At 64.2% G+C, this 21,721-nt stretch carries 22 protein-coding genes; 20 read left to right on the top strand and 2 right to left on the bottom strand.

The window, feature by feature from the left end:
* Positions 1-15: 15 nt before the first annotated feature.
* Positions 16-1,401, bottom strand: coding sequence for an exodeoxyribonuclease VII large subunit (gene xseA, locus GTP44_RS18955; RefSeq protein ID WP_161020652.1), 1,386 nt, complete (start codon positions 1,399-1,401; stop codon positions 16-18).
* A gap of 955 nt (positions 1,402-2,356) precedes the next feature.
* Here xseA and GTP44_RS18950 point away from each other — a divergent pair.
* The 9 genes from GTP44_RS18950 to GTP44_RS18910 all read left to right on the top strand — a co-directional run bounded on the left by GTP44_RS18950 (position 2,357) and on the right by GTP44_RS18910 (position 9,615).
* Positions 2,357-2,962 carry a MotA/TolQ/ExbB proton channel family protein gene (locus GTP44_RS18950; protein WP_160991820.1) on the top strand — a complete coding sequence of 202 codons (606 nt, stop codon included), beginning with the start codon at positions 2,357-2,359 and terminating at the stop codon, positions 2,960-2,962.
* Between the two features lie 9 nt (positions 2,963-2,971).
* Positions 2,972-3,406: an ExbD/TolR family protein gene (locus GTP44_RS18945; RefSeq protein ID WP_161020651.1), complete on the top strand. Its 435-nt coding sequence runs from the start codon at positions 2,972-2,974 to the stop codon at positions 3,404-3,406.
* A 44-nt stretch (positions 3,407-3,450) separates the two neighbouring features.
* Complete coding sequence (lpxK, locus tag GTP44_RS18940; RefSeq protein ID WP_161020650.1) at positions 3,451-4,506, top strand: tetraacyldisaccharide 4'-kinase; 1,056 nt, start codon at positions 3,451-3,453, stop codon at positions 4,504-4,506.
* The gene (locus GTP44_RS18935; RefSeq protein WP_081632595.1) at positions 4,487-4,663 is read left to right on the top strand and encodes a Trm112 family protein; all 177 of its coding nucleotides are present in this window, start codon (positions 4,487-4,489) and stop codon (positions 4,661-4,663) included. The genes lpxK and GTP44_RS18935 overlap by 20 nt, the downstream gene beginning before the upstream one ends.
* A gap of 2 nt (positions 4,664-4,665) precedes the next feature.
* A complete protein-coding gene (gene kdsB, locus GTP44_RS18930) occupies positions 4,666-5,412 on the top strand; it encodes a 3-deoxy-manno-octulosonate cytidylyltransferase (protein WP_161020649.1) in 747 nt (248 codons plus the stop codon).
* A 176-nt stretch (positions 5,413-5,588) separates the two neighbouring features.
* Positions 5,589-6,245, top strand: a complete 657-nt coding sequence (adk, locus tag GTP44_RS18925; protein WP_160991824.1) for an adenylate kinase — start codon at positions 5,589-5,591, stop codon at positions 6,243-6,245.
* A 135-nt stretch (positions 6,246-6,380) separates the two neighbouring features.
* Entirely contained in the window at positions 6,381-8,516 is a 2,136-nt protein-coding gene (locus GTP44_RS18920; RefSeq protein ID WP_161020648.1) for a sodium-translocating pyrophosphatase, read from the top strand.
* A 66-nt stretch (positions 8,517-8,582) separates the two neighbouring features.
* Entirely contained in the window at positions 8,583-9,074 is a 492-nt protein-coding gene (locus GTP44_RS18915) for a hypothetical protein (protein WP_161020647.1), read from the top strand.
* A 100-nt stretch (positions 9,075-9,174) separates the two neighbouring features.
* Entirely contained in the window at positions 9,175-9,615 is a 441-nt protein-coding gene (locus tag GTP44_RS18910) for a DUF2267 domain-containing protein (RefSeq protein WP_161020646.1), read from the top strand.
* Between the two features lie 227 nt (positions 9,616-9,842).
* On the opposite strand, the gene GTP44_RS18905 is transcribed toward GTP44_RS18910, so the two are convergent.
* Positions 9,843-10,283, bottom strand: a complete 441-nt coding sequence (locus tag GTP44_RS18905) for an OsmC family protein (protein ID WP_161020645.1) — start codon at positions 10,281-10,283, stop codon at positions 9,843-9,845.
* A 59-nt stretch (positions 10,284-10,342) separates the two neighbouring features.
* On the opposite strand from GTP44_RS18905, the gene GTP44_RS18900 reads away from it, so the two are divergent.
* The 11 genes from GTP44_RS18900 to GTP44_RS18865 all read left to right on the top strand — a co-directional run bounded on the left by GTP44_RS18900 (position 10,343) and on the right by GTP44_RS18865 (position 21,678).
* Positions 10,343-10,981, top strand: coding sequence for a GntR family transcriptional regulator (locus GTP44_RS18900; RefSeq protein WP_161020644.1), 639 nt, complete (start codon positions 10,343-10,345; stop codon positions 10,979-10,981).
* Between the two features lie 19 nt (positions 10,982-11,000).
* On the top strand, positions 11,001-11,165 hold the full coding sequence (locus tag GTP44_RS27235) for a hypothetical protein (protein WP_202412879.1): 165 nt from the start codon (positions 11,001-11,003) through the stop codon (positions 11,163-11,165).
* Positions 11,166-11,198: 33 nt separating this feature from the next.
* On the top strand, positions 11,199-11,531 hold the full coding sequence (locus GTP44_RS18895) for an NTF2 fold immunity protein (protein WP_161020643.1): 333 nt from the start codon (positions 11,199-11,201) through the stop codon (positions 11,529-11,531).
* Positions 11,532-11,579: 48 nt separating this feature from the next.
* Positions 11,580-11,690, top strand: a complete 111-nt coding sequence (locus GTP44_RS28495; protein ID WP_503826601.1) for a hypothetical protein — start codon at positions 11,580-11,582, stop codon at positions 11,688-11,690.
* The gene (locus GTP44_RS28490; protein ID WP_503826640.1) at positions 11,653-11,733 is read left to right on the top strand and encodes a hypothetical protein; all 81 of its coding nucleotides are present in this window, start codon (positions 11,653-11,655) and stop codon (positions 11,731-11,733) included. Before GTP44_RS28495 ends, GTP44_RS28490 begins: the two co-directional genes overlap by 38 nt.
* A gap of 116 nt (positions 11,734-11,849) precedes the next feature.
* Positions 11,850-12,608 carry a 3-hydroxyacyl-CoA dehydrogenase gene (locus GTP44_RS18890; RefSeq protein ID WP_161020642.1) on the top strand — a complete coding sequence of 253 codons (759 nt, stop codon included), beginning with the start codon at positions 11,850-11,852 and terminating at the stop codon, positions 12,606-12,608.
* Between the two features lie 47 nt (positions 12,609-12,655).
* Positions 12,656-12,997 carry an SMR family transporter gene (locus tag GTP44_RS18885; RefSeq protein WP_161020641.1) on the top strand — a complete coding sequence of 114 codons (342 nt, stop codon included), beginning with the start codon at positions 12,656-12,658 and terminating at the stop codon, positions 12,995-12,997.
* A 53-nt stretch (positions 12,998-13,050) separates the two neighbouring features.
* On the top strand, positions 13,051-14,829 hold the full coding sequence (gene ggt, locus GTP44_RS18880) for a gamma-glutamyltransferase (protein WP_161020640.1): 1,779 nt from the start codon (positions 13,051-13,053) through the stop codon (positions 14,827-14,829).
* Positions 14,830-14,866: 37 nt separating this feature from the next.
* The gene (locus GTP44_RS18875; protein ID WP_161020639.1) at positions 14,867-16,042 is read left to right on the top strand and encodes a patatin-like phospholipase family protein; all 1,176 of its coding nucleotides are present in this window, start codon (positions 14,867-14,869) and stop codon (positions 16,040-16,042) included.
* A 72-nt stretch (positions 16,043-16,114) separates the two neighbouring features.
* Entirely contained in the window at positions 16,115-20,884 is a 4,770-nt protein-coding gene (locus tag GTP44_RS18870; RefSeq protein WP_229256978.1) for a two-component regulator propeller domain-containing protein, read from the top strand.
* Positions 20,885-20,964: 80 nt separating this feature from the next.
* A complete protein-coding gene (locus tag GTP44_RS18865; protein WP_161020637.1) occupies positions 20,965-21,678 on the top strand; it encodes a response regulator in 714 nt (237 codons plus the stop codon).
* Positions 21,679-21,721: the final 43 nt, after the last annotated feature.

Here is a 21,721-nt window from a genome sequence, read left to right as displayed (position 1 = left end):
CATTCGCACACGAACTCAACCGCGTAGCGGTTGAGTTCGTGTGCGAATGTCAGACCTGACACCCGAGATATCAACGCTGGCGCTGCCTTCGGCGAGGCGGATGGTGACGCTGGTTTGCGGCTGCAGCGCGGCTGGCGCGCGCACGATGGCGCCGCCTTTGTCGGTGACGATGGCGTAGCCGCGCTCCAGCGTTCGTTGCGGATTCAGCAGCTCCAGTTGCGACGCCAGCGCGGTCAGCGCGTCGCGCTGCTGGTGCAGCTGGCGGGCGATGCTGGTCGCGGCGCGGTGCCGCAGGCCGGCCAGCACCGATTGCGCCGCGCTCACCTCCGGCTTGCGCGCGCCCAGCCGGCCGCTCAGGCGCTCCAGCTGGTGCCGCGCCTGCGTCAGCGGCGCGCGGTTGGCGTGCGTCAGCGCGGTGGCGAAGGCGCGCAGCTTTTGATGTTGCTGGGCGATTTGCGCGGTCGGATTGAGCAGGCGGCGCTGCTGGTTGTCCAGCGTCTGCTCGGCGTCGTTCAGCGCGCGGCGCATCGCGCGGCGCAGGTCGATGACGTCGGCGCGCAACGAGGCCATCCAGTCGGCGCGCGGCGTCGCCGCCAGTTCGGCCGCCGCCGTCGGCGTGGCGGCGCGCAGGTCGGCGGCGAAGTCGCAGATCGTGAAGTCGGTCTCGTGGCCGACGCCGGAGATCACCGGCATGCGGCAGTTGGCCACCGCATACGCCACTTCCTCGTCATTGAACGACCACAGGTCTTCGATGCTGCCGCCGCCTCGGCACACGATCAGCACGTCGCATTCGCCGCGCAGCGAGGCGGTGTCGATGGCGGCGGCGATTTTCTCTGCCGCCAGCTGGCCCTGCACCGGTGTCGGATACAGGATCACCCGCACATGCGGGGCGCGCCGCTGCAACGCGGTCAGCACATCGCGCAGCGCCGCCGCCTGCGGGCTGGTGACGACGCCGATGGTGCGCGGGAACATCGGCAGCGCGCGCTTGCGCTCCGGATGGAACAGGCCGGCCGCGTCGAGTTTTTCCTTGAGCCGCTGGAAGGCTTCGAACAGCGAGCCGACACCGGCGCGGCGGATCGCTTCCACATTGATCTGGTAGTCGCCGCGCGCGCCGTACAGTGTGACCAGCGCCCGCACTTCGACCTTGTCGCCTTCGCGCGGGACGAAGTTGGCGTACTGCGCGCGGCCGCGAAACATCACGGCCCGCACCTGGGCGCCGTCGTCCTTCAGCGTGAAGTACCAGTGGCCCGACGCCGCCCGCGTGAAGTTGGACACTTCGCCGGCGATCCACTGCAGCGGGAAGCTGCGCTCCAGCAGCCGCGCCACGGCCTGATTAAGCGCGCTGACGGAGATCACTGGCGCGGCGGCGGGGGCGGAATCGGGGCGGTCGTCGAAGTTCATGGATTTCTAAAAAGGAAACTATCCACACTATGTGGTTTGGGTCACACAGCGGTCACAGAGCAGCAAATACACTAGCTATTATAGGTAGGTCCATGATTTTAAAGGGGATATATTGTTGCCGCAATTGCGTGCAAAGAGGAAAAACCCTTATGGATCAAGTACTTTGCCTGTCCCGCCTATGGTTACGCACAAAGTTATCCACAAAAGATGTGTGGAACTTTGGTGAGCGATAGCCATTTTCTTGTTGCTGTTTTTGATATGCTTAAAATTTGCGCACAGAAAGTATTTTATGATAAATCAATGACTTAACAGTTGGTGGGCACTGTTTCGCACACTTTTATCCACAGAATTTGTGCAAAACTCCCGCCACGGCCCGTTTGCCGAATCGCGCGGCGCCGTTGGCTGACCAGAGTTGGACACATTGCTGGCCGTGAAAAATCTGCTGCTTTATTTTTGCGCATGGAAATAAAACGGAATTAAATCAAGGACTTGAATTTCTAACTTGTCCCTTGCTAACAATCTTATCCACACAAAATGTGCAGAAGTGCACGCCGGTGCGTGATAGCTGAAATCGATCGATCATTTTTCGCTGCCGGTTCATGATTCGGCCCTTTTTACCCGGGAAAAGGGCGTAAAACACGGTCGTGCCGAATTTTTACTCAAAGCAAAAAAAGCCTTGTAAATCAACGCGCTTGGCGCTTGTCACAGGCCTTGCTCACAATCTTGTCCACAAGAAGTGTGGGGAGGTGCACCGACAAACGCCGCGCGCAACGTGCAAGTTTTTTAAGCGGCTGATGTATTCCCTTGTAAATCAATGGCTTATACCATCATGCATGACCTTGCGCACATTATTGTCCACAGAAAATGTTGAGAACTCCGCCAGACACTTGCCGACATCGCCCCAACAAGATACATTGCGCCATTCAGTTCCAGATTTTCTACACAGGAGTTCGTTTTGCTCGCCATCTTCCAAGCCGCCGGCTGGCCTATCTGGCTGTTGTTGATTGCTTCCATCGTTGCCACCGCGCTGATTATCGAACGCCTGATGTACCTGCGTCGCGGCAAGCTGATCCCGAAAAAGCTGCTGGACGAGGTGGTGCAGGTCTACCGCAATAAACAGATCACTCCCGACGTCATCGACAAGCTGGAGAAAAATTCGCCGCTCGGCGTTGTGCTGTCGGCGGCGCTGCGCAATGTCGACGCGCCGCGCGAGGTGATGAAGGAGTCGATCGAAGAGGCCGGCAGCGGCGTGGCGCACACGCTGGAACGCTTCCTGACCACGCTGGGCACCATCGCCACGCTGGCGCCGCTGATGGGCCTGTTCGGCACGGTGGTCGGCATGATCGAAATCTTCGGTTCGCAGAACACCGCCGGCGGCAATCCGGCGCAACTGGCGCACGGCATTTCGGTGGCGCTGTACAACACCGGCTTCGGCCTGGCGATTGCGATGCCGGCGCTGGTGTTCTACCGCCACTTCCGCGCGCTGGTGGACAGCTTCATCATCGACATGGAGCAGCAGGCGGTGAAGTTTGTCGACATCGTCCACAGCAAGCGGAAGTAGGGACGCGCCATGAATTTCCGCAAAGGCCAGCGCCGCGAGGACCCGGAGATCAACCTGATCCCGTTTATCGACGTGCTGCTGGTGATCCTGATTTTTCTGATGGTTAGCACCACCTACAGCAAGTTCACCGAGCTGCAGATCACGCTGCCGACCGCCGAGGCGCAGAAAGCCGAGGACAAGCCGTTCGAACTGAGCGTGACGGTCGACGCCAAGGGCAACTACACCATCAACGGCGAGCCGGTGTCGTTCCGCGACGTCAACGGTTTCGCGCAAGCCATGCGCGACGCCGCCACCAAGGCGGGCGAGGCCGGCAAGTCGCCGGTGGTGATCGTCAATGCCGACCAGTTCGCGATGCACCAGATGGTGATCAATGTGATGGAAGCGGCGCGCATCGCCGGCTATGAAAAACTGACCTTCGCGGCACAGACCGGAGGCTCGAAATAACGTCATTCCCGCGCGGGCGGGAACGGCGTGCGGGCGCACGCATATTGTCGAATCAAAATCCCTCAACCCTGGAATCCACGCTGACGCGTAACTGGCTGCGGCGCGGCCCGCTGGCCTGCGCCTTGTGGCCGCTGTCGCTGCTGTTCCGTCTGCTGAGCCGCCTGCGCGTGGCCTTGTTCCGCGCCGGCGTGCTGAAGTCGTCGCGGCTGCCGGTGCCGGTGGTGGTCGTCGGCAATATTTATATCGGCGGCACCGGCAAGACGCCGCTGACCATCTGGCTGGTGCAGGCGCTGCAGGCGGCCGGCATGCGGCCGGGCGTGATTTCGCGCGGCTTCGGCAGCGCGCAAGAGGGCGCGCGCGCGGTCACGGCGGCGGCGACGCCGGCGCAGGTGGGCGACGAGCCGCTGCTGATCAAGCAGCGCACCGGCGCGCCGGTGATGGTGGGCCGCGACCGCGCCGCCGCCGGCCGCGCGCTGCTGGCCGCGCACCCGGAGGTGGATATCCTGCTGACCGACGACGGCTTGCAGCACTACCAGCTGCAGCGCGATGTGGAAATCATCCTGTTCGACGGCCGCGGCGCCGGCAACGGCTGGCTGCTGCCGGCCGGGCCGCTGCGCGAACCGGTCTCGCGCCGGCGCGACTTCACCGTCATCAACACGCCGCGACTGACGCCCGAGCTGGCGGCCTCGGTGGGCGCGCGCACGCCGCCGGTGACGATGACGCTGGCCGGCGACGTCGCCGAGCAACTGCGCGACCGCACCCAGCGGCGCTCGCTGGCGGCGCTGGCCGCGCAGCCGGGCCTGCGCATCGCCGCCGCCGCCGGCATCGGCAACCCGGCGCGCTTCTTCGGCATGCTGAAAGCGGCCGGCCTGCGCATCCAGGAGCTGCCTTTGCCCGATCATCATGACTTCCAGGACCGGCCATTTGCCGCCCTCGACGCCGACCTGATCTTGATGACCGAGAAGGATGCAGTAAAATGTGCGCAAATTGAAGAACTCAGTGGCGATCCGAGACTATGGGTCGTCCCGGTGACGGCGCGCATCGACCGCGCGCTGGCCGACCAAATTGTGGAGAAATGTCGTGGACGCTCGATTGCTTGATATCCTGGTTTGCCCGGTCTGCAAAGGCCCTCTGGAGTACGATAAAAAAGCCCAGGAAATGATTTGCAAAGGCGACCGCCTGGCTTATCCGATCCGTGACGGCATCCCGATCATGTGGGCCGACGAGGCGCGCACGCTGCAGGACAAGGCGGACTAAGCGTGTCCTTCATCGTCATCATTCCCGCGCGCCTGGCCTCGACCCGGCTGCCGAACAAGCCGCTGGCCGACCTCGGCGGCAAACCGATGGTGGTGCGAGTGGCCGAACGCGCGCAGCAGGCGGGCGCCGAACGCGTCATCGTCGCCACCGACCATGAGGCGATTCGCGCCGCCTGCGAGCAGCATGGCGTGGAGGTGTGCATGACCCGTGCCGATCACCCGTCCGGCACCGACCGCATCGCCGAGGTGGCGCGCACGCTGAACCTGGCGGCCGAGGCCGTCATCGTCAACCTGCAGGGCGACGAGCCGCTGATCGATCCGGCGCTGCTGCAGGCGGCGGCGGCCCGCATCGGCGCCGACGTGCCGATGGCCACCTGCGCCCACCCGCTGCACGACGTCGCCGACACCTTCAACCCGAACGTGGTGAAGGTGGTGCTGGACAAGGCCGGTCGGGCGCTGTATTTCTCGCGCGCCACCATCCCGTGGCACCGCGACGCCTTCGCGCTCTCCCAAGACCATCTTCCCCCAGGCTATGTGCCGCTCCGTCACATCGGACTGTACGCCTACCGCAACGACTTCCTGCAAGCCTACCCGGCGCTGGAGGCGTCGCCACTGGAATCGATCGAGGCGCTGGAACAGCTGCGCGTGCTGTGGCACGGTTATCCGATCGCCGTCCACGTCACCGATTCGGCCCCGGCCGCCGGCGTGGATACACCGGAAGACCTGGTGCGCGTGCGCCAGTTCTATTAATTTAGCGCAAATCCGCGTCAGCCGGCAGTCAGGTAGCGCTGATATAACAACTGCAACTGTGCGATATTCATACGGTTTATCGCGCCGTGAGTGGCGTTCGAACTAACTTTTGTGGTAACTTTCGTTCGATCCTCTACTTACCAACCATACCCATATCTGTTTTTTAGGAACTTTTCATGCGTCTCATTCTTTTAGGAGCACCGGGTGCCGGCAAGGGCACTCAGGCTAATTTCATCAAAGAAAAATATAACATCCCACAAATTTCGACTGGTGACATGCTCCGCGCCGCAATCAAGGCCGGCACCGAACTGGGCCTGGCCGCGAAAAAAGTGATGGATACGGGTGGACTGGTATCGGATGACATCATCATCGGCCTGGTCAAGGACCGCCTGACCCAGCCGGACTGCGCCAACGGCTACCTGTTCGACGGCTTCCCGCGCACCATCGCCCAGGCCGACGCCATGAAGGACAGCGGCGTGGTGGTGGACTACGTGCTGGAAATCGCCGTGCCGGACGAGCAGATTATCGAGCGCATCGATGGCCGCCGTTGCCACCCGGCGTCGGGCCGCGTGTACCACGTCAAGTTCAACCCGCCTAAAGTCGACGGCAAGGACGACGTCACCGGTGAAGACCTGGTGCAGCGCGACGACGACAAGGCCGAAGTGGTCAAGAAGCGTCTGGACGTCTACCACAACCAAACCGAAGTGCTGCTGGGCTATTACAACGACTGGGCACAGTCGGGCCAGGCCGGCGCGCCGAAATACCGCCGCATCGAGGGCGTGGGTCCGGTGGAAGAAATTCGTGACGCGGCGTTTGCCGCGCTAGCGAAATAAGGTTTAAAGTAGAGCGGACCGATGGTCCGCTTTTTTTATCGCCAGTGCCATCCCGTTTTTTGACGTTCTGAAGTTTTGCAGTTCGCACTTTGCAGTGTGGTTTGTAGGCTTGATCAACAAAAACAAGGGGACATTATGGCAGCTAGCATCTGGTTGGCGGTGGCGTGCGGCGTCATCGCCGTGGTCTATGGACTGGTGTCGCGCAGCTGGATTTTGCGACAGGACGCGGGCAATCCGCGCATGCAGGAAATCGCGCTGGCGATTCAACAGGGCGCCGCCGCCTATCTGGCGCGCCAGTACCGCACCATCGGCATGGTCGGGCTGGTGCTGCTGATCCTCATCGCTGTACTGCTCGACGTCAGCACCGCCATCGGCTTTCTGATCGGCGCGGTGTTGTCGGGCGCGTGCGGCTTCATCGGCATGAACGTTTCGGTGCGCGCCAATGTGCGCACCGCGCAGGCGGCCACCAGGGGCATGAACCAGGCGCTCGATGTCGCCTTCAAGGGCGGCGCCATCACCGGCATGCTGGTGGTGGGGCTGGGTCTGCTGGGGGTGGCGCTGTTCTCCATGTTCCTGGTGGCGGGCGTGGGGCCGGACGTCAATCTGCACCGGGTGATCGAGCCGCTGATCGGGCTGGCGTTCGGCGCCTCGCTGATCTCGATCTTCGCCCGGCTCGGCGGCGGCATCTTCACCAAGGGCGCCGACGTCGGCGCCGATCTGGTCGGCAAGGTGGAGGCCGGCATTCCGGAGGACGATCCGCGCAACCCGGCGGTGATCGCCGATAACGTCGGCGACAATGTCGGCGATTGCGCCGGCATGGCCGCTGACCTGTTTGAAACCTATGTGGTGACGCTGATCGCCACCATGCTGCTCGGCGCGCTGCTGATGGGCAGCGCCGGCACCACGGCGGTGGTGTATCCGCTGCTGCTGGGTGCGGTGTCCATCATCGCCTCGATCATCGGCTGCGCCATGGTCAAGGCCAAGCCGGGCAGAAAGATCATGGCGGCGCTGTACACCGGGCTGTGGTGGGCGGCCGGGTTGTCGCTGATCGGTTTTGTGGCGGTGACCTGGCAGCTGTGGCCGGACGAGGCCATGCGCATCCGGATGATCGGCTGCACCGTGGTCGGCATCGTGCTGACCGGGCTGATGGTCTACATCACCGAGTACTACACCGGCACCGATTTCCCGCCGGTCAAGCATATAGCGGCAGCCTCAACCACTGGCCACGGCACCAACATCATTGCCGGCCTGGGCGTGTCGATGAAGGCCACCGCGTGGCCGGTGCTGTCGGTGTGCGCGGCGATCCTGGTGTCTTACCAGCTGGGCCAGTTGTACGGCGTGGCGATCGCGGCGACGTCGATGCTGTCGATGGCCGGCATCGTGGTGGCGCTGGACGCCTACGGCCCGATCACCGACAACGCCGGCGGCATCGCCGAAATGGCCGGCATGCCGGACTCGGTGCGGGCGATCACCGACCCGCTGGACGCGGTCGGCAACACCACCAAGGCCGTCACCAAGGGCTATGCGATCGGCTCGGCCGGGCTGGCGGCGCTGGTGCTGTTCGCCGACTACACGCACGCGCTGGAGTCGGTCGGGCGCGCGGTCACGTTCGACTTGTCCAACCCGATGGTGATCGTCGGCCTGATCATCGGCGGCCTGGTGCCGTACCTGTTCGGCGCGATGGCGATGGAGGCGGTGGGCCGCGCCGCCGGCGCCGTGGTGGTCGAGGTGCGCCGCCAGTTCCGCGACATCCAGGGCATCATGGACGGCACCGGCAAGCCGGAGTACGACAAGGCGGTCGACATGCTGACCGCGTCGGCGATCAGGGAAATGATCGTGCCGTCGTTGTTGCCGGTGGTGGTGCCGATCCTGGTCGGCATGCTGCTGGGGCCGGCCGCGCTGGGCGGCATGCTGATGGGCACCATCGTCACCGGCCTGTTCGTGGCGATCTCGATGACCACCGGCGGCGGCGCCTGGGACAACGCCAAGAAATACATCGAGGACGGTCACCACGGCGGCAAGGGTTCGGACGCGCACAAGGCGGCGGTGACCGGCGACACCGTCGGCGATCCGTACAAGGATACGGCCGGGCCGGCGGTCAATCCGCTGATCAAGATCATCAACATCGTGGCGCTGCTGCTGGTGCCGTTGCTGCCGGCCAGCGGCTGGCTGGCGGTGTCCACCGCGCCGCCGGCGCACCCGCCGGCCATCGTGGCGCCCGCCGACGTGCCGCCACCGCCACCGCCACCGCCGCCGCTACAGCAACAGTAAGCAAATGTATCCATGGCTTCCCTCCTGGCGTGCGTCTGCTAATAATGGAGAAGAGGAGGGCAGACCATGAACATCATCAAACCAGCCGCGCTGACTGCTGTATTTCTGATCGGCATGCTGATGTGCGAGGTGGCGTGGGCGCAGGGGCCGGACGCGATGACCGTCGAGGACCAGGCCAAGGCGGCTGCACCGGCGGCTGCGGACGCCGCCTACGCGGCATTGCCGTTCTGCACGCTGAACGCCGAGGGCACGGGTCTGGCGGTCGAACCCTGCCGCAAAGCGCCGGCCCAGGTGCCGATGCCGCGACGCCCCGTGCCGCTGATGCTACAGCCGATGCCGCAGGTCAAGCGCGCGCCGCAGGTGGCCATGCCGGGCATGCCGCCATCGCCGTCATTGCAGAGCCTGACCAATCCGCCGCGCGCGCCGGTGCCGGTCACCAGTTGCGACGTTGCCGGCTGTTATGGGACCAATGGCGTGCGCTACAACAACATGGGGGGCGGCGTGGTCGGTCCGAACGGCAAGGTCTGCAACCGCGCCGGCGCCATGATTCAATGCTAGGCGGGTAGAACCAGCCTGGCCGGCGTATGCTTGGCACCGTCTGGACTTCAAACATCCGTGTGGCTTATCATGCGCACATATGTAACCCGTCGGAGAAACGATGCCGATCCCTTTTGAGTATCAGAATGCCTCCAGGCAATTTGATCGGTTTATCGTGGAAAGCCGCGATAATGCAGGCTTGGCAACGACAAACATGGCTTGGAATATGGTGGTTGGCGTATTCCATGCCTTTCGCGCAAGGCTCTCCCTGGCGCAGGCGCTGATCTTCGCCGATGCGCTACCTCCCGTGGTCAGGGCGCTCTTCCTGGAAAACTGGGACCCGACATTGCCGACCAAAGAATTTGACACGTTTGAGGCCATGCTGGATGACGTGCGTAGCGTCCGGCGCAGACATAACTTTTCCACGGCTAACGCCATTCCAGCAGTGGCCACAGCGTTACGCAACAATATTGATATGGTCACCTTTCTGCGGGCGCTGGAACAGTTGCCGCCTGCAGCTCAAAACTATTGGTTATCTGAATGCAATGCCGGCCAGCGCTGAGGCATCCCGGATGCGCTACCATGTGTCGTGCTTAGCCGATCCGGGAACGACGTTCCGTGCTTCCCAACGGATGCTGGCGATAGTGGTCGCGTGCATTGGTCGGAACGATCGGTTGAAAATTTGAGTCCATGATCGAAAATTGTGGGCGCACATATTGCGCCGAAACTCGATTATGGATGGCAATGCTCCGGCGTCTGCGGACGGCGCTAGCCGGACGCTTACCCGGCTTAGACGATGACGGGCTCGCATAAAATCGGAAAATTGACCGAGTTGGCGATGTAGCACTTCTGATGGGCGGTGTGGTGGAGTTGCAGCGCCAGCGCGCGGTCGCCGGCCGCGATGGTCACGCGTGGGCGCAGCGCAATGCGCTCGAAGCGCTCGTCCCGCATGTCGCCTTCCGCCTCGTCCTCATAGGCGGTGACGACGATGCCGGCGTCCGCGCACAGATGCAGATACCACAGTTGATGGCAGGCGCAGGCCGATGCCAGCAGCAACTCCTCCGGGTTCCAGCGCGTGGCGTCGCCACGGAAGGCTGGATCTGATGAGCCGGCAATCGCCGTTTTGCCCGGCGCGCCGATGAGATGGTCGCGTTCATAGTCGCGGTAGCCCGAGGTGCCGCTGCCACGGTTGCCGGTCCACGTCACGTTGAGCTTGTAATGGTGTTTCATAACGTCCTCCTTGGCGCCCAGTGTAGCGCCAAGTGGTATTTTGGTATACCATTTACTCGATGAAGACATCAGAACCCCTCGCCGCCGCCTTGCGCCGCTTGATCGCCAGCGGTGAATTACCGGACGGCGCCCGCTTGGTCGAGCGCGATCTGGCCGAGCGCTTTGCGGTCAGCCGCATTCCGCTGCGCGAAGCGATCCAGCAACTGGCGGCCGAAGGTCTGGTCGAGCAGTACCAGAATCGCGGTGCGATGGTGCGCACGCTGACCGCCGCCGACATCGACGAAGTCTACGACCTGCGCATGCTGCTCGAAGGCGATGCGATTTACCGCGCGGTGCAGCGCATGGATGCCGAAACGCTGGCCCGTGCCGGACTGGTTCACCGCTTGCTGGACGCGGCGGACACGCGCGAAAAGCAGGGCGAACTCAACCGCGAATTTCACGCATTGCTCTACGCGCCGTGCGGTAACCAACGCCAGCTGAAAGCGATCCGCGAACTGCGCACCGAGGTTGAACGCTACGAACGTCTGCAATCGATGCTGCTGGCCGACACGCCCAGCTTCCAGCACGAACACGCCGACATCCTGCAAGCTTGCGTTGCTGGCGACGCCGACCGTGCCCGCGCCATGACGATCGCGCATTTGACCAGTGCCAAGCATCTTGTAAAAAACGCACGGCACCTCCATGTGCCTTCCCAATAACAATCCCGGGGGGAAATCCATGCTCGCACCGAAAGCGCCACGTGCCGTCCACGACAACCGACCGGTCGCCGTACTGGTGGTCAAGCAGCAAAAATCCGGCGCTGTCGACAAGCACCTGCTGATTGTCGATGCGTCCAGAAAAACGCGGCAGCCATTAAAGACGCAGCAAGCGCCCGATGATTGATCGGCGCCGAAAGCATGGTTCAGCGCCTCTTGAATGGCAGTTTATAGTCGCTCGCTACCGGCGACGGTCTATGTATCGGTGGCCACAGGTTCTGACGCGTTGAAGGAAACTGCAAAAATGCCCGGTTTTCTGCCCAAGGATGGCATGGTCCCCGATGCGCGGACTGCCATCGCAATAGCGATTGCAATTTGGACTCCGGTCTATGGTGAGAAAGAGATTGCGGCGGGAAAACCTTATCAAGCGGTCCTTAAGAATGGCCGGTGGACGGTCACTGGTAGCGTTCCAACAGGTTGGGGCGGTGGCGTGGCTACTGCGGTTATAGCCAAACGAGACGGGCGTGTTATCAGCATCTATCATACTAAATGACCTGAAACGGCTGGGAGTGGGCTTGGAAAAGAACCGTAATTAAAAAATATTTCAGTTTTTGACGGAGCCGATAACGCCGTCCATGACCTCTTCGCCCCGACGGATGAAGCGTTTCGCCATCATCTTCCCGAACGACACAGATGTCGCATTTATCGATGAGGTCTACCAACGCCGCAATCCGGACGGCTCCAGATTGCGATAGCGACGACCCGAGATGCAGTATGCGCGCTCTATGCCAGGCCGGTTTTTCTTATCGTCGTCAGCGAAATTCGCTACAATGTTTACGTTTACGTAAACGTCAATAAGAAGGAGGCAGACATGCAGATTCAGGACAGCGTATTTATCATCACCGGCGGCGCGTCGGGGTTGGGCGCGGCGACGGCGCGGATGCTGGCGGGGCAGGGCGGCAAGGTGGTGCTGGCCGACGTGCAGGCGGAGGCCGGCCAGCAACTGGCAGCGGAACTCAAGGGCGTCTTCGTGCGGTGCGATGTCACCTCGGAAGCCGACGGCAAGTCCGTGATCGACGCGGCGCTGGCGCAAGGCACGCTGCGCGGCATCGTCAACTGCGCTGGTGTGGCACCGGCCGCCAAAACGGTCGGCAAGGATGGCCCGCATGCGCTGGACTTGTTCCAGAAAGTGGTGATGATCAACCTGGTTGGCACCTTCAACATGGCCCGCTTGGCCGCCGACGCCATGAGCAAAAACGCCGCGCTGGACACCGGCGAACGCGGTGTCATCATCAACACCGCCTCGGTGGCGGCGTTCGACGGCCAGATCGGCCAGGCCGCCTACGCCTCGTCCAAAGCCGCCGTCGCCGGCATGACCTTGCCGATGGCGCGCGACCTGTCGCGCAACGCCATCCGCGTGATGACCATCGCCCCCGGCATCTTCGAAACGCCGATGTTGATGGGGATGCCGCAGGAGGTGCGGGACGCGCTGGGCGCCATGGTGCCGTTCCCGCCGCGCCTGGGCCGGCCGGATGAATACGCGCTGCTGGCCAAAGCCATCATCGAGAACCCGATGCTGAACGGCGAAACCATTCGCCTCGACGGCGCCATTCGCATGCAACCGAAGTAGCGGCGCCGGCGGCCTTGGAGGGGGCTGGCCCCTGTATAATCGCCGCCATGAATCCTACAACACTCGGCTATTTCTGGCTGGTGTTGGCCGCCGTCGCCAGCGCCGCCGCCACTTTCCTGATCAAGATGTCCAGCCACGCCAGCACCGGCATCACCATTGAGCGCCTGGCCTGGCTGGGCGGCGCCGGCGGCGCCTATGTGCTGGGCTTCGTTTGCTACGCCTTCGCGCTGGAGAAGCTGGCGATCAGCATCGCCTATCCCTTCATGACCGCCGTGACCATCGTGATGGTGACGCTGGTCGGCACCTTGGTGCTGCAGGAAAGCCTGACGCCGATGAAAGTCTTCGGCCTGCTGCTGATCGGCGCAGGCGCCTTCACGCTGGCCCGCTAAAACGGTTTAAACGATTTCGTGTACGATGCCAGATGATCTGTTTGGGAGAGTACATGAATCGTTTGAAGACTCTGGCGCTGAGTGTCGCCATCCTCGGCGCCTTGCAGGCGCCCGCTTACGCGCAACGCGCCACGCCGGACGCCGCGCCGGAAATCGCCACCGGCTACGCTGAGAAAGCCGGCAAGTCCTCGCAAAAATTCATGGTGGCCGCCGCCAATCCGCTGGCCACCCAAGCCGGCTATCAGATGCTGAAGCAGGGCGGCGCGGCGATCGACGCGGCCATCGCCATGCAGATGGTGCTGACGCTGGTCGAGCCGCAATCGTCCGGCATCGGCGGCGGCGCCTTCCTGATGTACGCCGACGGCAAGCGTGTGCAATCCTACGACGGCCGCGAAACCGCGCCCGCCGCCGCCGATGAACACCTGTTCCAGGACGCCGACGGCAAGCCGGTCTCACGCGCGGTCGGCGTGGTCGGCGGCCGCTCGACCGGCGCGCCCGGCGTGCTGCGCATGCTGGAACTGGCGCACCGGCAGCACGGCAAGCTGCCGTGGAAAACCCTGTTCCAGCCGGCGATCCAACTGGCGCAGAACGGCTTTGCCGTCAGCCCGCGCCTGAACGCGCTGATCTCCAACGATAAATTCCTGGCGCGCGATCCGGTCGCCCGCGCCTACTTCTATGACGCCGACGGCAAGCCGCGCCAGGTCGGCTACATCATGAAGAACCCCGAACTGGCACAGACGCTGCGCGAGATCGCCGACGGCGGCGCCGACGCCTTCTACCAGGGCCGCATCGCCAAGGACATCGCGGCGAAAGTGGCTTCGCACCCGACCAATCCGGGCAAGCTGACCGCCGCCGATATCGCCGGCTACCAGGCCAGGGAGCGCGCGCCGATCTGCAGCGACTACAAGCGCTGGACCGTGTGCGGCGCGCCGCCGCCATCGTCGGGTGGCATCGCCATCGCGCAGATGCTGGGCATCCTGGAGAACAAGGACATCAGCCCTTACAAGCCGGTCAACGGCCAACTGACGGCCGAGGGCATCCACCTGTTCACCGAGGCCGGTCGCCTGGCCTACGCGGACCGCAACCGCTACGTCGCCGACACCGACTTTGTGCCGCTGCCCGGCAAAGGCGTCAGCGCCATGCTGGACAAGGGCTACCTGAAACAGCGCGCGGCGCTGATCGGCGAGCAGTCGATGGGCCGCGCCAACTACGGCACGCCGGACACCATGCAGGTGGCTTGGGGGGCCGACACCGCCATCGACAAGCCTTCCACCTCGCACCTGGTGGCGGTGGACGCCTTTGGTGGCGGCCTGTCGATGACCACCTCGGTGGAAGACGCCTTCGGCGCGCGTCAGATGGTCGATGGTTTCATGCTGAATAACCAACTGACCGACTTCTCCTTCGACTCGCGCGATGAAAACGGCCCGATCGCCAACCGCGTCCAGCCGGGTAAGCGTCCGCGCAGCGCCATGTCGCCGACGCTGGTGTTCGACAAGGGCACGCACCAACTGGTGCTGGCCACCGGTTCGCCGGGCGGCTCGGCCATCATCAACTACGTGGCCAAGGTGTTGGTCGGCACGCTGGACTGGGGCCTGGATGTGCAGCAGGCCATCAGCCTGCCCAATATCGGCAGCCGCAATGGCCCGACCGAGCTGGAAGCGGGCCGTGTCAGCCGCGCCGTGGTGGCTGAGCTGAAGGCGCGCGGCCACGATATCCGCGAATACGATCAGAACTCCGGTTTGCAGGGCATTCAGCGCCGCACCGTCAATGGCCAGCAGCAGTGGTTCGGCGGCGCCGATCCGCGGCGCGAAGGCATCGTTTTGGGGGATTAGGCTCCCCAAACGGCGTAGACCCTGCTAACCTTGCAAGATGGGACTACAAAAGAAAACAGGCTTGATCCTGACCGGGGGCGGCGCGCGCGCCGCCTACCAGGTCGGTGTGCTGCAGGCGATATCGGAGATCTTGTGGGAAGAGGGCTGGCCGCCGGCGCGCAATCCGTTTGACATCATCTGCGGCACTTCGGCCGGCGCGATCAACGCCACGGCGCTGGCTTGTCGCGCCGATAACTTCGGCGAGGGCGTGCAAAAGCTGCTCGACGTCTGGCAGAACATCGAGGTCGAACAAGTCTACCGCGCCGATTCGCTGGGCGTGATCCGCTCCGGCGCGCGCTGGCTGTCGCTGCTCTCCTTCGGTTGGCTGCTGCGCAAATGGCGCGCCACGCCGCCGGCGTCGTTGCTCGACAATACGCCGCTGGTCGGCCTGTTGCACCGCATGCTGGACCTGCCACGGCTGGACAATGTGCTGTCCGAAGGTCTGCTGCATGCGCTGGCCGTCACCGCCTCGTCCTACACCGCCGGCAACCACCTGACGTTCTACCAGACCGCCGCCGACATCGCGCCCTGGGTGCGCATGCAGCGCGTGGCTCTGCAGGACCAGATCGGCGTCGAGCATTTGCTGGCGTCGTCGGCGATTCCGTTCATCTTCCCGGCCACGCCGCTGTACATGGGCGGCCACCGCGAATACTGCGGCGATGGTTCGATGCGCCAGCTGGCGCCGATCTCGCCGGCCATCCACCTGGGCGCCAGCAAGGTGCTGGTGGTGGGCGCCGGACGTTTGACCGAGCCGGCGCGCAGCGTCGCCGAAAAGAACGCGGCGCGCTATCCGAGTCTGGCGCAGATCGCCGGCCACGCGCTGTCGTCGATTTTCCTCGATGGCCTGGCGGTCGATATCGAACGCCTGGAGCGCATCAACCGTACCTTGTCCATGCTGCCGCCCGAACTGCTGGAGCAAACCCCGCTCAAGCCGGTGAAGCTGCTGGTGATCGCGCCGTCCGAACGGCTGGACGATATCGCCACACGTCACATCGCCAGCCTGCCGGCGCCGATTCGCACCATGTTGTCGGGCATCGGCGCGACCGAGGCGCGCGGCGCCGCGCTGGCCTCCTACCTGCTGTTTGAATCCACCTATACCTGCGAGTTGATACGTCTCGGCCAGCGCGATACCCTGGCGCGCAGGAGCGATGTGCTGGCCTTCTTTGAATCCTGATGCATGTGCTGTTTTAAAGTCCTTCGCCGCCTGCTGCTTTTGCTGGGACCGGTCCTGCTGCTGTGGGGAGCCATGGCCGGTGCCGCCGTGCCGCCGCGCACCCTGCGTTTCGAGCAGCTCAGTGTGGAGCATGGCCTGGCGCAGGAAACCGTGCTGGCCATCGCGCAGGACCAGCAGGGCTTCATCTGGCTCGGCACGCAGGCCGGCCTGACGCGCTTCGACGGCTACCGCACCATCAACTACAAAAGCGCCGTCGCCGATCCGCATAGCCTGGTGGACAACTGGGTGCGCGTGCTGCACCTCGATCCGTTCGGCCAGCTGTGGATAGGCACCGACGGCGGCCTGGATCGCTACGACTCGGCCAGCAAAACCTTCACCCACTTCCTGCCACGCGAGTCGGCGCAGCGCGGCAACGGCAACCGTCACGTGCGGGCGATCGAGGATGACGGCAAAGGTGGCCTGTGGGTGGCCACCGCCGATGGCCTGCATCACTTTGACCCGGCCGCCAAGCGCTTCACCAGCTGGTATCACGACCCGTCCGACGCCGGAAGCCTGATCAACGATCATGTCAACGCGCTGGCGCGCGATGTCGCCGGTCGCCTGTGGGTGGGCACCGCCGCCGGTGTGGATATGCTGCCGCCGGGCGGCACGCGCTTCCAGCATTTCGCGGTGGACGCCAGCGGCGACAGCAAGTTCAATTCGGTGATCGCCTTGCAGGTCGATCGCGCGCAGACGCTGTGGGTGGGCACGCAGGGCGGCCTGGAACAATGGCGCCAGCTGGGCGCCGAGCCGCGGCGCCATCGCTTCGGCGAGCGTGAGGGGCTGCCGTCCGGCGTCAGCATCACGGCCTTGTATGAGGACGCCGAGTCCAATCTGTGGGCAGGCTCGCTGGCCGATGGCTTGTTCCGCTGGCTGCCGTCGGCAGGGCGGCTGGTGCCGTATCGGCATCAGGTCAGCGATGCCCACAGCGTGGCGGACAATCAGATCTCCTCGCTGTTCCGTGATCGCGTCGGCACTTTCTGGGTCGGCACCTGGAACGATGGTGTCAGCCGTGTCGACATGGGCAGCGGCGGCTTCGCGCGCATCGTGCGCCAGGCCGACCAGGTGGACTCTCTGTCGGACAACAAGATACGCGCCATCGTCGCCGATGGCCGCGGCAAGCTGTGGCTGGGCAGCAGCGCCGGTTTGAATCTGTACGACCCGGCCACCGGCGCCAGCAAGATATGGCGCCACGATCCGCGCCAGACCAACAGCATCAGCGACGACCAGGTGACCGCGCTGTGGCGCGAGAAGAACGGCAACCTGTGGATCGGCGGAACGGCCGGCGTCAATCACCTGAACCCGGCCACCGGCGCGATACGCGCGCTGTCCTTCGTGCGCGGCGACCCGGCCAGCGACACCATCCGCAACATCGTGCAGGACAGCGCCGGCATCCTGTGGATCGCCTCGCGCGGCGGCCTGCATCGGCTTGATCCGAGGACGCTGGAGACGCGCACCTTCCGCCACGACCCGGCCGATATCGGCAGCCTGTCCGACAACGTGGTGCGGCCGATACTGGAAGACCGCAAGGGGCGGCTGTGGATCGGCACCTTCAACGGCCTCGATCTGCTGGACCGCAAGACCGGCAAGTTCCGCCACTTCCGCCGCAACCCCGCCGACCCGCGCAGCCTTAGTCACGACGAGGTGCACTATCTGTATGAAGACGCGCGCGGCGCCATCTGGGTCGGCACGGCGGCGGGCCTGAACAAGATGGAGGTCGACGCCGACGGTGGTGTGCATTTCCGCCGCTACCTGCGCCAGGACGGCATCGACGACGACGCCATCGCCTCGATCCTGCCGGACGAGGCGGGCAATCTTTGGCTGAGCACCAATAGCGGCCTGTCGCGCCTCAATCCGGACACGGGCAAGGTGCGCAACTACGGCGGCGCCGACGGCACCATCGAGGGCGCATATTTCGACGGCGCCGCGCTGCGCGCGCAGGACGGCACGCTGTACTTCGGCGGCTTTAACGGCATCACCGTCTTTTCACCGGCCGAGGTGCGCGAGAACAGCGTGGCGCCGCCGGTGGTAATCACCGATTTTCAGATTTTCAGCAAGTCGCTCAAGCCGGGACGGGGCGACCATCCGGGCGTACTGAAAACCGCCATCGAGCACACCGCCGCGCTGACGCTGCTGGAATCCGATTCGGTGTTCTCGCTGGAGTTCGCGGCGCTGCATTACGCGGCGCCGCAGCATAACCGCTTCGCCTATCAGCTGCAAGGCTTTGACCAGGACTGGGTGGTCACCGACGCCACCAAGCGCTTTGCCACCTACACCAATCTGGACGCCGGCAAGTACCTGTTCCGCGTGAAGGCGGCCAACAAGGACGGCGTTTGGAACGATAACCCGGCCACACTGGAAATCACCATCCGGCCGCCGGTATGGAAAACCTGGTGGTTCCGCACGCTGCTTGGCCTGCTGGCGCTGGGCGGTGGCTACGCCGCCTACCACGCGCGCGTGCGCAGCCTGCGGCACCAGCAACTGCGGCTGGAAAAGCTGGTCGGCTCGCGCACCGCCGAAATCGAGTACAAGAACCAGCAGCTGCAGCAGCAGAAGCATGAGCTGGAACGCCGTCGAGTGGAAGCGGAGGCACAGCGCGCCGGGGCCGAACAGCGCCGCATCGACACCGAACTGCAGAAGGAGGAAGTGGAGCAGGCGCACCGCAATATCTCCGTGCTGAGTGAACTGGGACGCGAGATGAGCGCGTCGCTCAACGTGGAAACCACGATGCAGACGCTGTACCGCCACGTCAACCACCTGATGAACGCGCAGATCTTCGGCATCGGCTTCGTGCACCAGAAAGAGGGCGTGATCGACTTCCCGTTCGCGATCGAGGCCGGGGTGCGCTCCTTGCCGTATCAGCGCCGGCTGGACCAGCCCAACCAGCTGGCGGTATGGTGCCTGACGCACCGCCAGCCTATCCTGATCAACGACTTCCATAAGGAGTACCGCGACTACATGGACGACTCGGGCCTGGAATCGCTGGTGCCCTGCGTGCGCGAAGATGGCGTCTTGCCGCTGCCGGCGCAGTCGATGATGTACGCGCCGCTGATCGCCGGCGACAAGGTGGTTGGCCTGCTCAGCGTGCAAAGCCGGGACAAGAACAGTTACCAGCGCGTCCACCTGGACATGCTGCAAACGCTGGCCTCGCACGCCGCCGCCGGTCTGGAAAACGCGCGCGCCTACCAGGAGCTGGAAGAGACGCTGCAAACGCTGCGCCAGACGCGCGACCAGCTGCGCTACGCCAAGAAAAAGGCGGAAGATGCCACCCGCCAGAAATCCGAATTCCTGGCCAATATGAGCCACGAGATGCGCACCCCGCTGGCCGGCGTGATCGGCATGCTGGGCTTCGCGCTGCGCGACGTGCAGCTGGCTGCCGGCACCCGTGAGCAGATGCTGCGCGCGCAGGCCAATGCGCAGTCGCTGCTGTCGATCATCAACGACCTGCTGGACTTTTCCAAGATCGAGGCGGGCAAGCTGTCGATTGAAAACATCGACTTCTCGCTGGCGTCGGCGGTGGAGAATGTGGTCAGCCTGTTCGAGGAGCAGGCGGCCGCGCACAGTGTCGGCTTCACGCTGGAATTCGGCGACGGCCTGCCGCAGTTCGTGGTCGGCGATCCGACGCGCCTGCGCCAGGTGCTGGTCAACCTGGTGGGCAACGCCTTCAAGTTTACCCAGCAGGGCATGGTCAAGATGCGCGTCGAGCGCGTGCCGGATGACGGGGAGGACAACCGCATCCGCTTCAGCGTTTCCGACACGGGCATCGGCATCGAGGCGGACGCCATCCCGCGCCTGTTTGAGCAGTTCGAGCAGGCTGACGCCTCGACCACGCGCCGCTACGGCGGCACCGGCCTGGGACTGGCGATCTGCCGGCAGCTGGTGGCGCTGATGGGCGGCACCATCAATGCCGTCAGTACGCCCGGCCAGGGTAGCACCTTCGTGTTCGAGCTGCCGCTGCCGAACGGCGTGCCGCCGCCGATGGTGCCGCATGTGCCGCGCGAGCCGCACAGCCATCAGCTCAAGGTGCTGTGCGCCGAGGACTTCCCGACCAACCAGATCATCATCCGCATGATGCTGGAGGACCTCGGACACAAGGTTGATATCGCCGCCAACGGCGCGCTGGCGGTCAAGGCCTGCGCGCTGACGCGTTATGACCTGATCCTGATGGACGGCCGCATGCCGGAAATGGACGGCGCCACCGCCACGCGCCTGATCCGCTCCGGCGGTCCGGACGAGGCGCCGGTGCGCGACCAGGAGCTGATGATCATCGCGCTGACCGCCAACGCCAGCGAGGAAGACCGCAGCCGCTACCTGGCGGCCGGTATGGACGACTTCCTCACCAAGCCGATCGACGAGGATAAACTGCACTTTCAGTTAAGCCGTGCCATTGAGCGTCAGTTGCAGCGCGGTTTCCGCCTGCCGCGCATGCAGCCTCGTCACCATCCGGCCCAGGGCACGCCGGAGCTGGACGCGATGTTCGGCGTGGCCCCGGCGGCGCTGGAGACCTCGCGCCTGGCGCAGCACAGCGGTGCCAGCGACCTGCGGGCGCGCCTGCGCAGCGTCTTCAATCAGGACGCGCCGCTGCGGCTGATGGAGCTGGAGGACGCGCTGGCGATGCGTGACAGCGAGGCCGCCGGCCGCCTGCTGCATGGCCTGAAGGGCAGCGCCGGCTATCTGGAGGAGCAGGAGTTGCAGGCCCTGTGCGGCGACCTCGAACTGGAGGCGGATCAGGGCAACTGGGCGCAGGTGGAATCGGCCATGGCGCAGCTGCGCCGCCTGTTGGCGACGCCTGGCACGCAGTAAGGCGGCTTTATCTTGTTCCGTACCTCGCAAGCGGCTGTTATTGATGTAATATCATCACAACACGCGACACAGGGAACCAAATGAAAGTTCTGGTAGTGGACGACGATGTCGTCTCACGCATGGTGCTGATGCACTTGATCGATAGCTGTGGCAGTTTTGAAATCATCGAAGCCGAAGATGGCGCCGACGCCTGGTCGCAGCTGGAGGCTGGCCTGCGGCCGGCGATCTGCTTCTGCGATTTGCGCATGCCGCGCCTGTCCGGCATGGAGTTGCTGCAGCGCGTGAAAAGCCATGCGGAAGTCGCCGGCATGCCGTTCGTGCTGGTGACATCGGCGAATGACAAGGACACCGTGCAGGAAGCCACCGTGGCCGGCGCGGCGGGCTACATCGTCAAACCGTTTCACGCGGAGCAGGTGCGCGTGCATCTGACGGACTTTCTCGGCCAGGCGGCCGGCGGCCAAGATTACCTGGCCGAGACGCCGGCCGAGACGCTGCGCCGCCTCGGCATCAACGGCGAGCGCCTGCTGGTCTACCTGAGCGGTTTCCAGAACCAGCTGACCGCCGCCGCCGCCGATCTCGAAACGCTGCTGGCCAAGGGCGAGCAGCAGGACGCGCAGGTGCGCATCGACCGCCTGCATGCCGGCTGCATCACACTGGGCCTGAACGGCTCGGCCGCCGCGCTGAAGCGCTTGGCGCCGGGCGCCCTGACCAACGACGCGGTGCAAGCCGTGCTGGCGGACGTGATCCGCGCGGTGGTGCACCAGGCGGCCAAGGCGCGCCAATGTGCCAGCTAAGCCCAATCAGCACTTGATGTTGAGATAGTTTAAGTTTAAAGTA

This window comes from Duganella lactea (assembly GCF_009857505.1).
Lineage (GTDB): Bacteria > Pseudomonadota > Gammaproteobacteria > Burkholderiales > Burkholderiaceae_D > Rugamonas > Rugamonas lactea.
The sequence above is the reverse complement of the archived record's forward strand: the minus strand, read 5'-3'. Positions and strand labels throughout refer to the sequence as shown.

Coding starts and splice junctions, on each gene's coding strand:
- xseA (WP_161020652.1), bottom strand. CDS start 1,401: ATGAACTTCGACGACCGCCCCGATTCCGCCCCCGCCGCCGCGCCAGTG.
- GTP44_RS18945 (WP_161020651.1), top strand. CDS start 2,972: ATGAATTTCCGCAAAGGCCAGCGCCGCGAGGACCCGGAGATCAACCTG.
- adk (WP_160991824.1), top strand. CDS start 5,589: ATGCGTCTCATTCTTTTAGGAGCACCGGGTGCCGGCAAGGGCACTCAG.
- GTP44_RS18920 (WP_161020648.1), top strand. CDS start 6,381: ATGGCAGCTAGCATCTGGTTGGCGGTGGCGTGCGGCGTCATCGCCGTG.
- GTP44_RS18915 (WP_161020647.1), top strand. CDS start 8,583: ATGAACATCATCAAACCAGCCGCGCTGACTGCTGTATTTCTGATCGGC.
- GTP44_RS18910 (WP_161020646.1), top strand. CDS start 9,175: ATGCCGATCCCTTTTGAGTATCAGAATGCCTCCAGGCAATTTGATCGG.
- GTP44_RS18905 (WP_161020645.1), bottom strand. CDS start 10,283: ATGAAACACCATTACAAGCTCAACGTGACGTGGACCGGCAACCGTGGC.
- GTP44_RS18900 (WP_161020644.1), top strand. CDS start 10,343: ATGAAGACATCAGAACCCCTCGCCGCCGCCTTGCGCCGCTTGATCGCC.
- GTP44_RS27235 (WP_202412879.1), top strand. CDS start 11,001: ATGCTCGCACCGAAAGCGCCACGTGCCGTCCACGACAACCGACCGGTC.
- GTP44_RS18895 (WP_161020643.1), top strand. CDS start 11,199: ATGGCAGTTTATAGTCGCTCGCTACCGGCGACGGTCTATGTATCGGTG.
- GTP44_RS18890 (WP_161020642.1), top strand. CDS start 11,850: ATGCAGATTCAGGACAGCGTATTTATCATCACCGGCGGCGCGTCGGGG.
- GTP44_RS18885 (WP_161020641.1), top strand. CDS start 12,656: ATGAATCCTACAACACTCGGCTATTTCTGGCTGGTGTTGGCCGCCGTC.
- ggt (WP_161020640.1), top strand. CDS start 13,051: ATGAATCGTTTGAAGACTCTGGCGCTGAGTGTCGCCATCCTCGGCGCC.
- GTP44_RS18875 (WP_161020639.1), top strand. CDS start 14,867: ATGGGACTACAAAAGAAAACAGGCTTGATCCTGACCGGGGGCGGCGCG.
- GTP44_RS18870 (WP_229256978.1), top strand. CDS start 16,115: ATGGCCGGTGCCGCCGTGCCGCCGCGCACCCTGCGTTTCGAGCAGCTC.
- GTP44_RS18865 (WP_161020637.1), top strand. CDS start 20,965: ATGAAAGTTCTGGTAGTGGACGACGATGTCGTCTCACGCATGGTGCTG.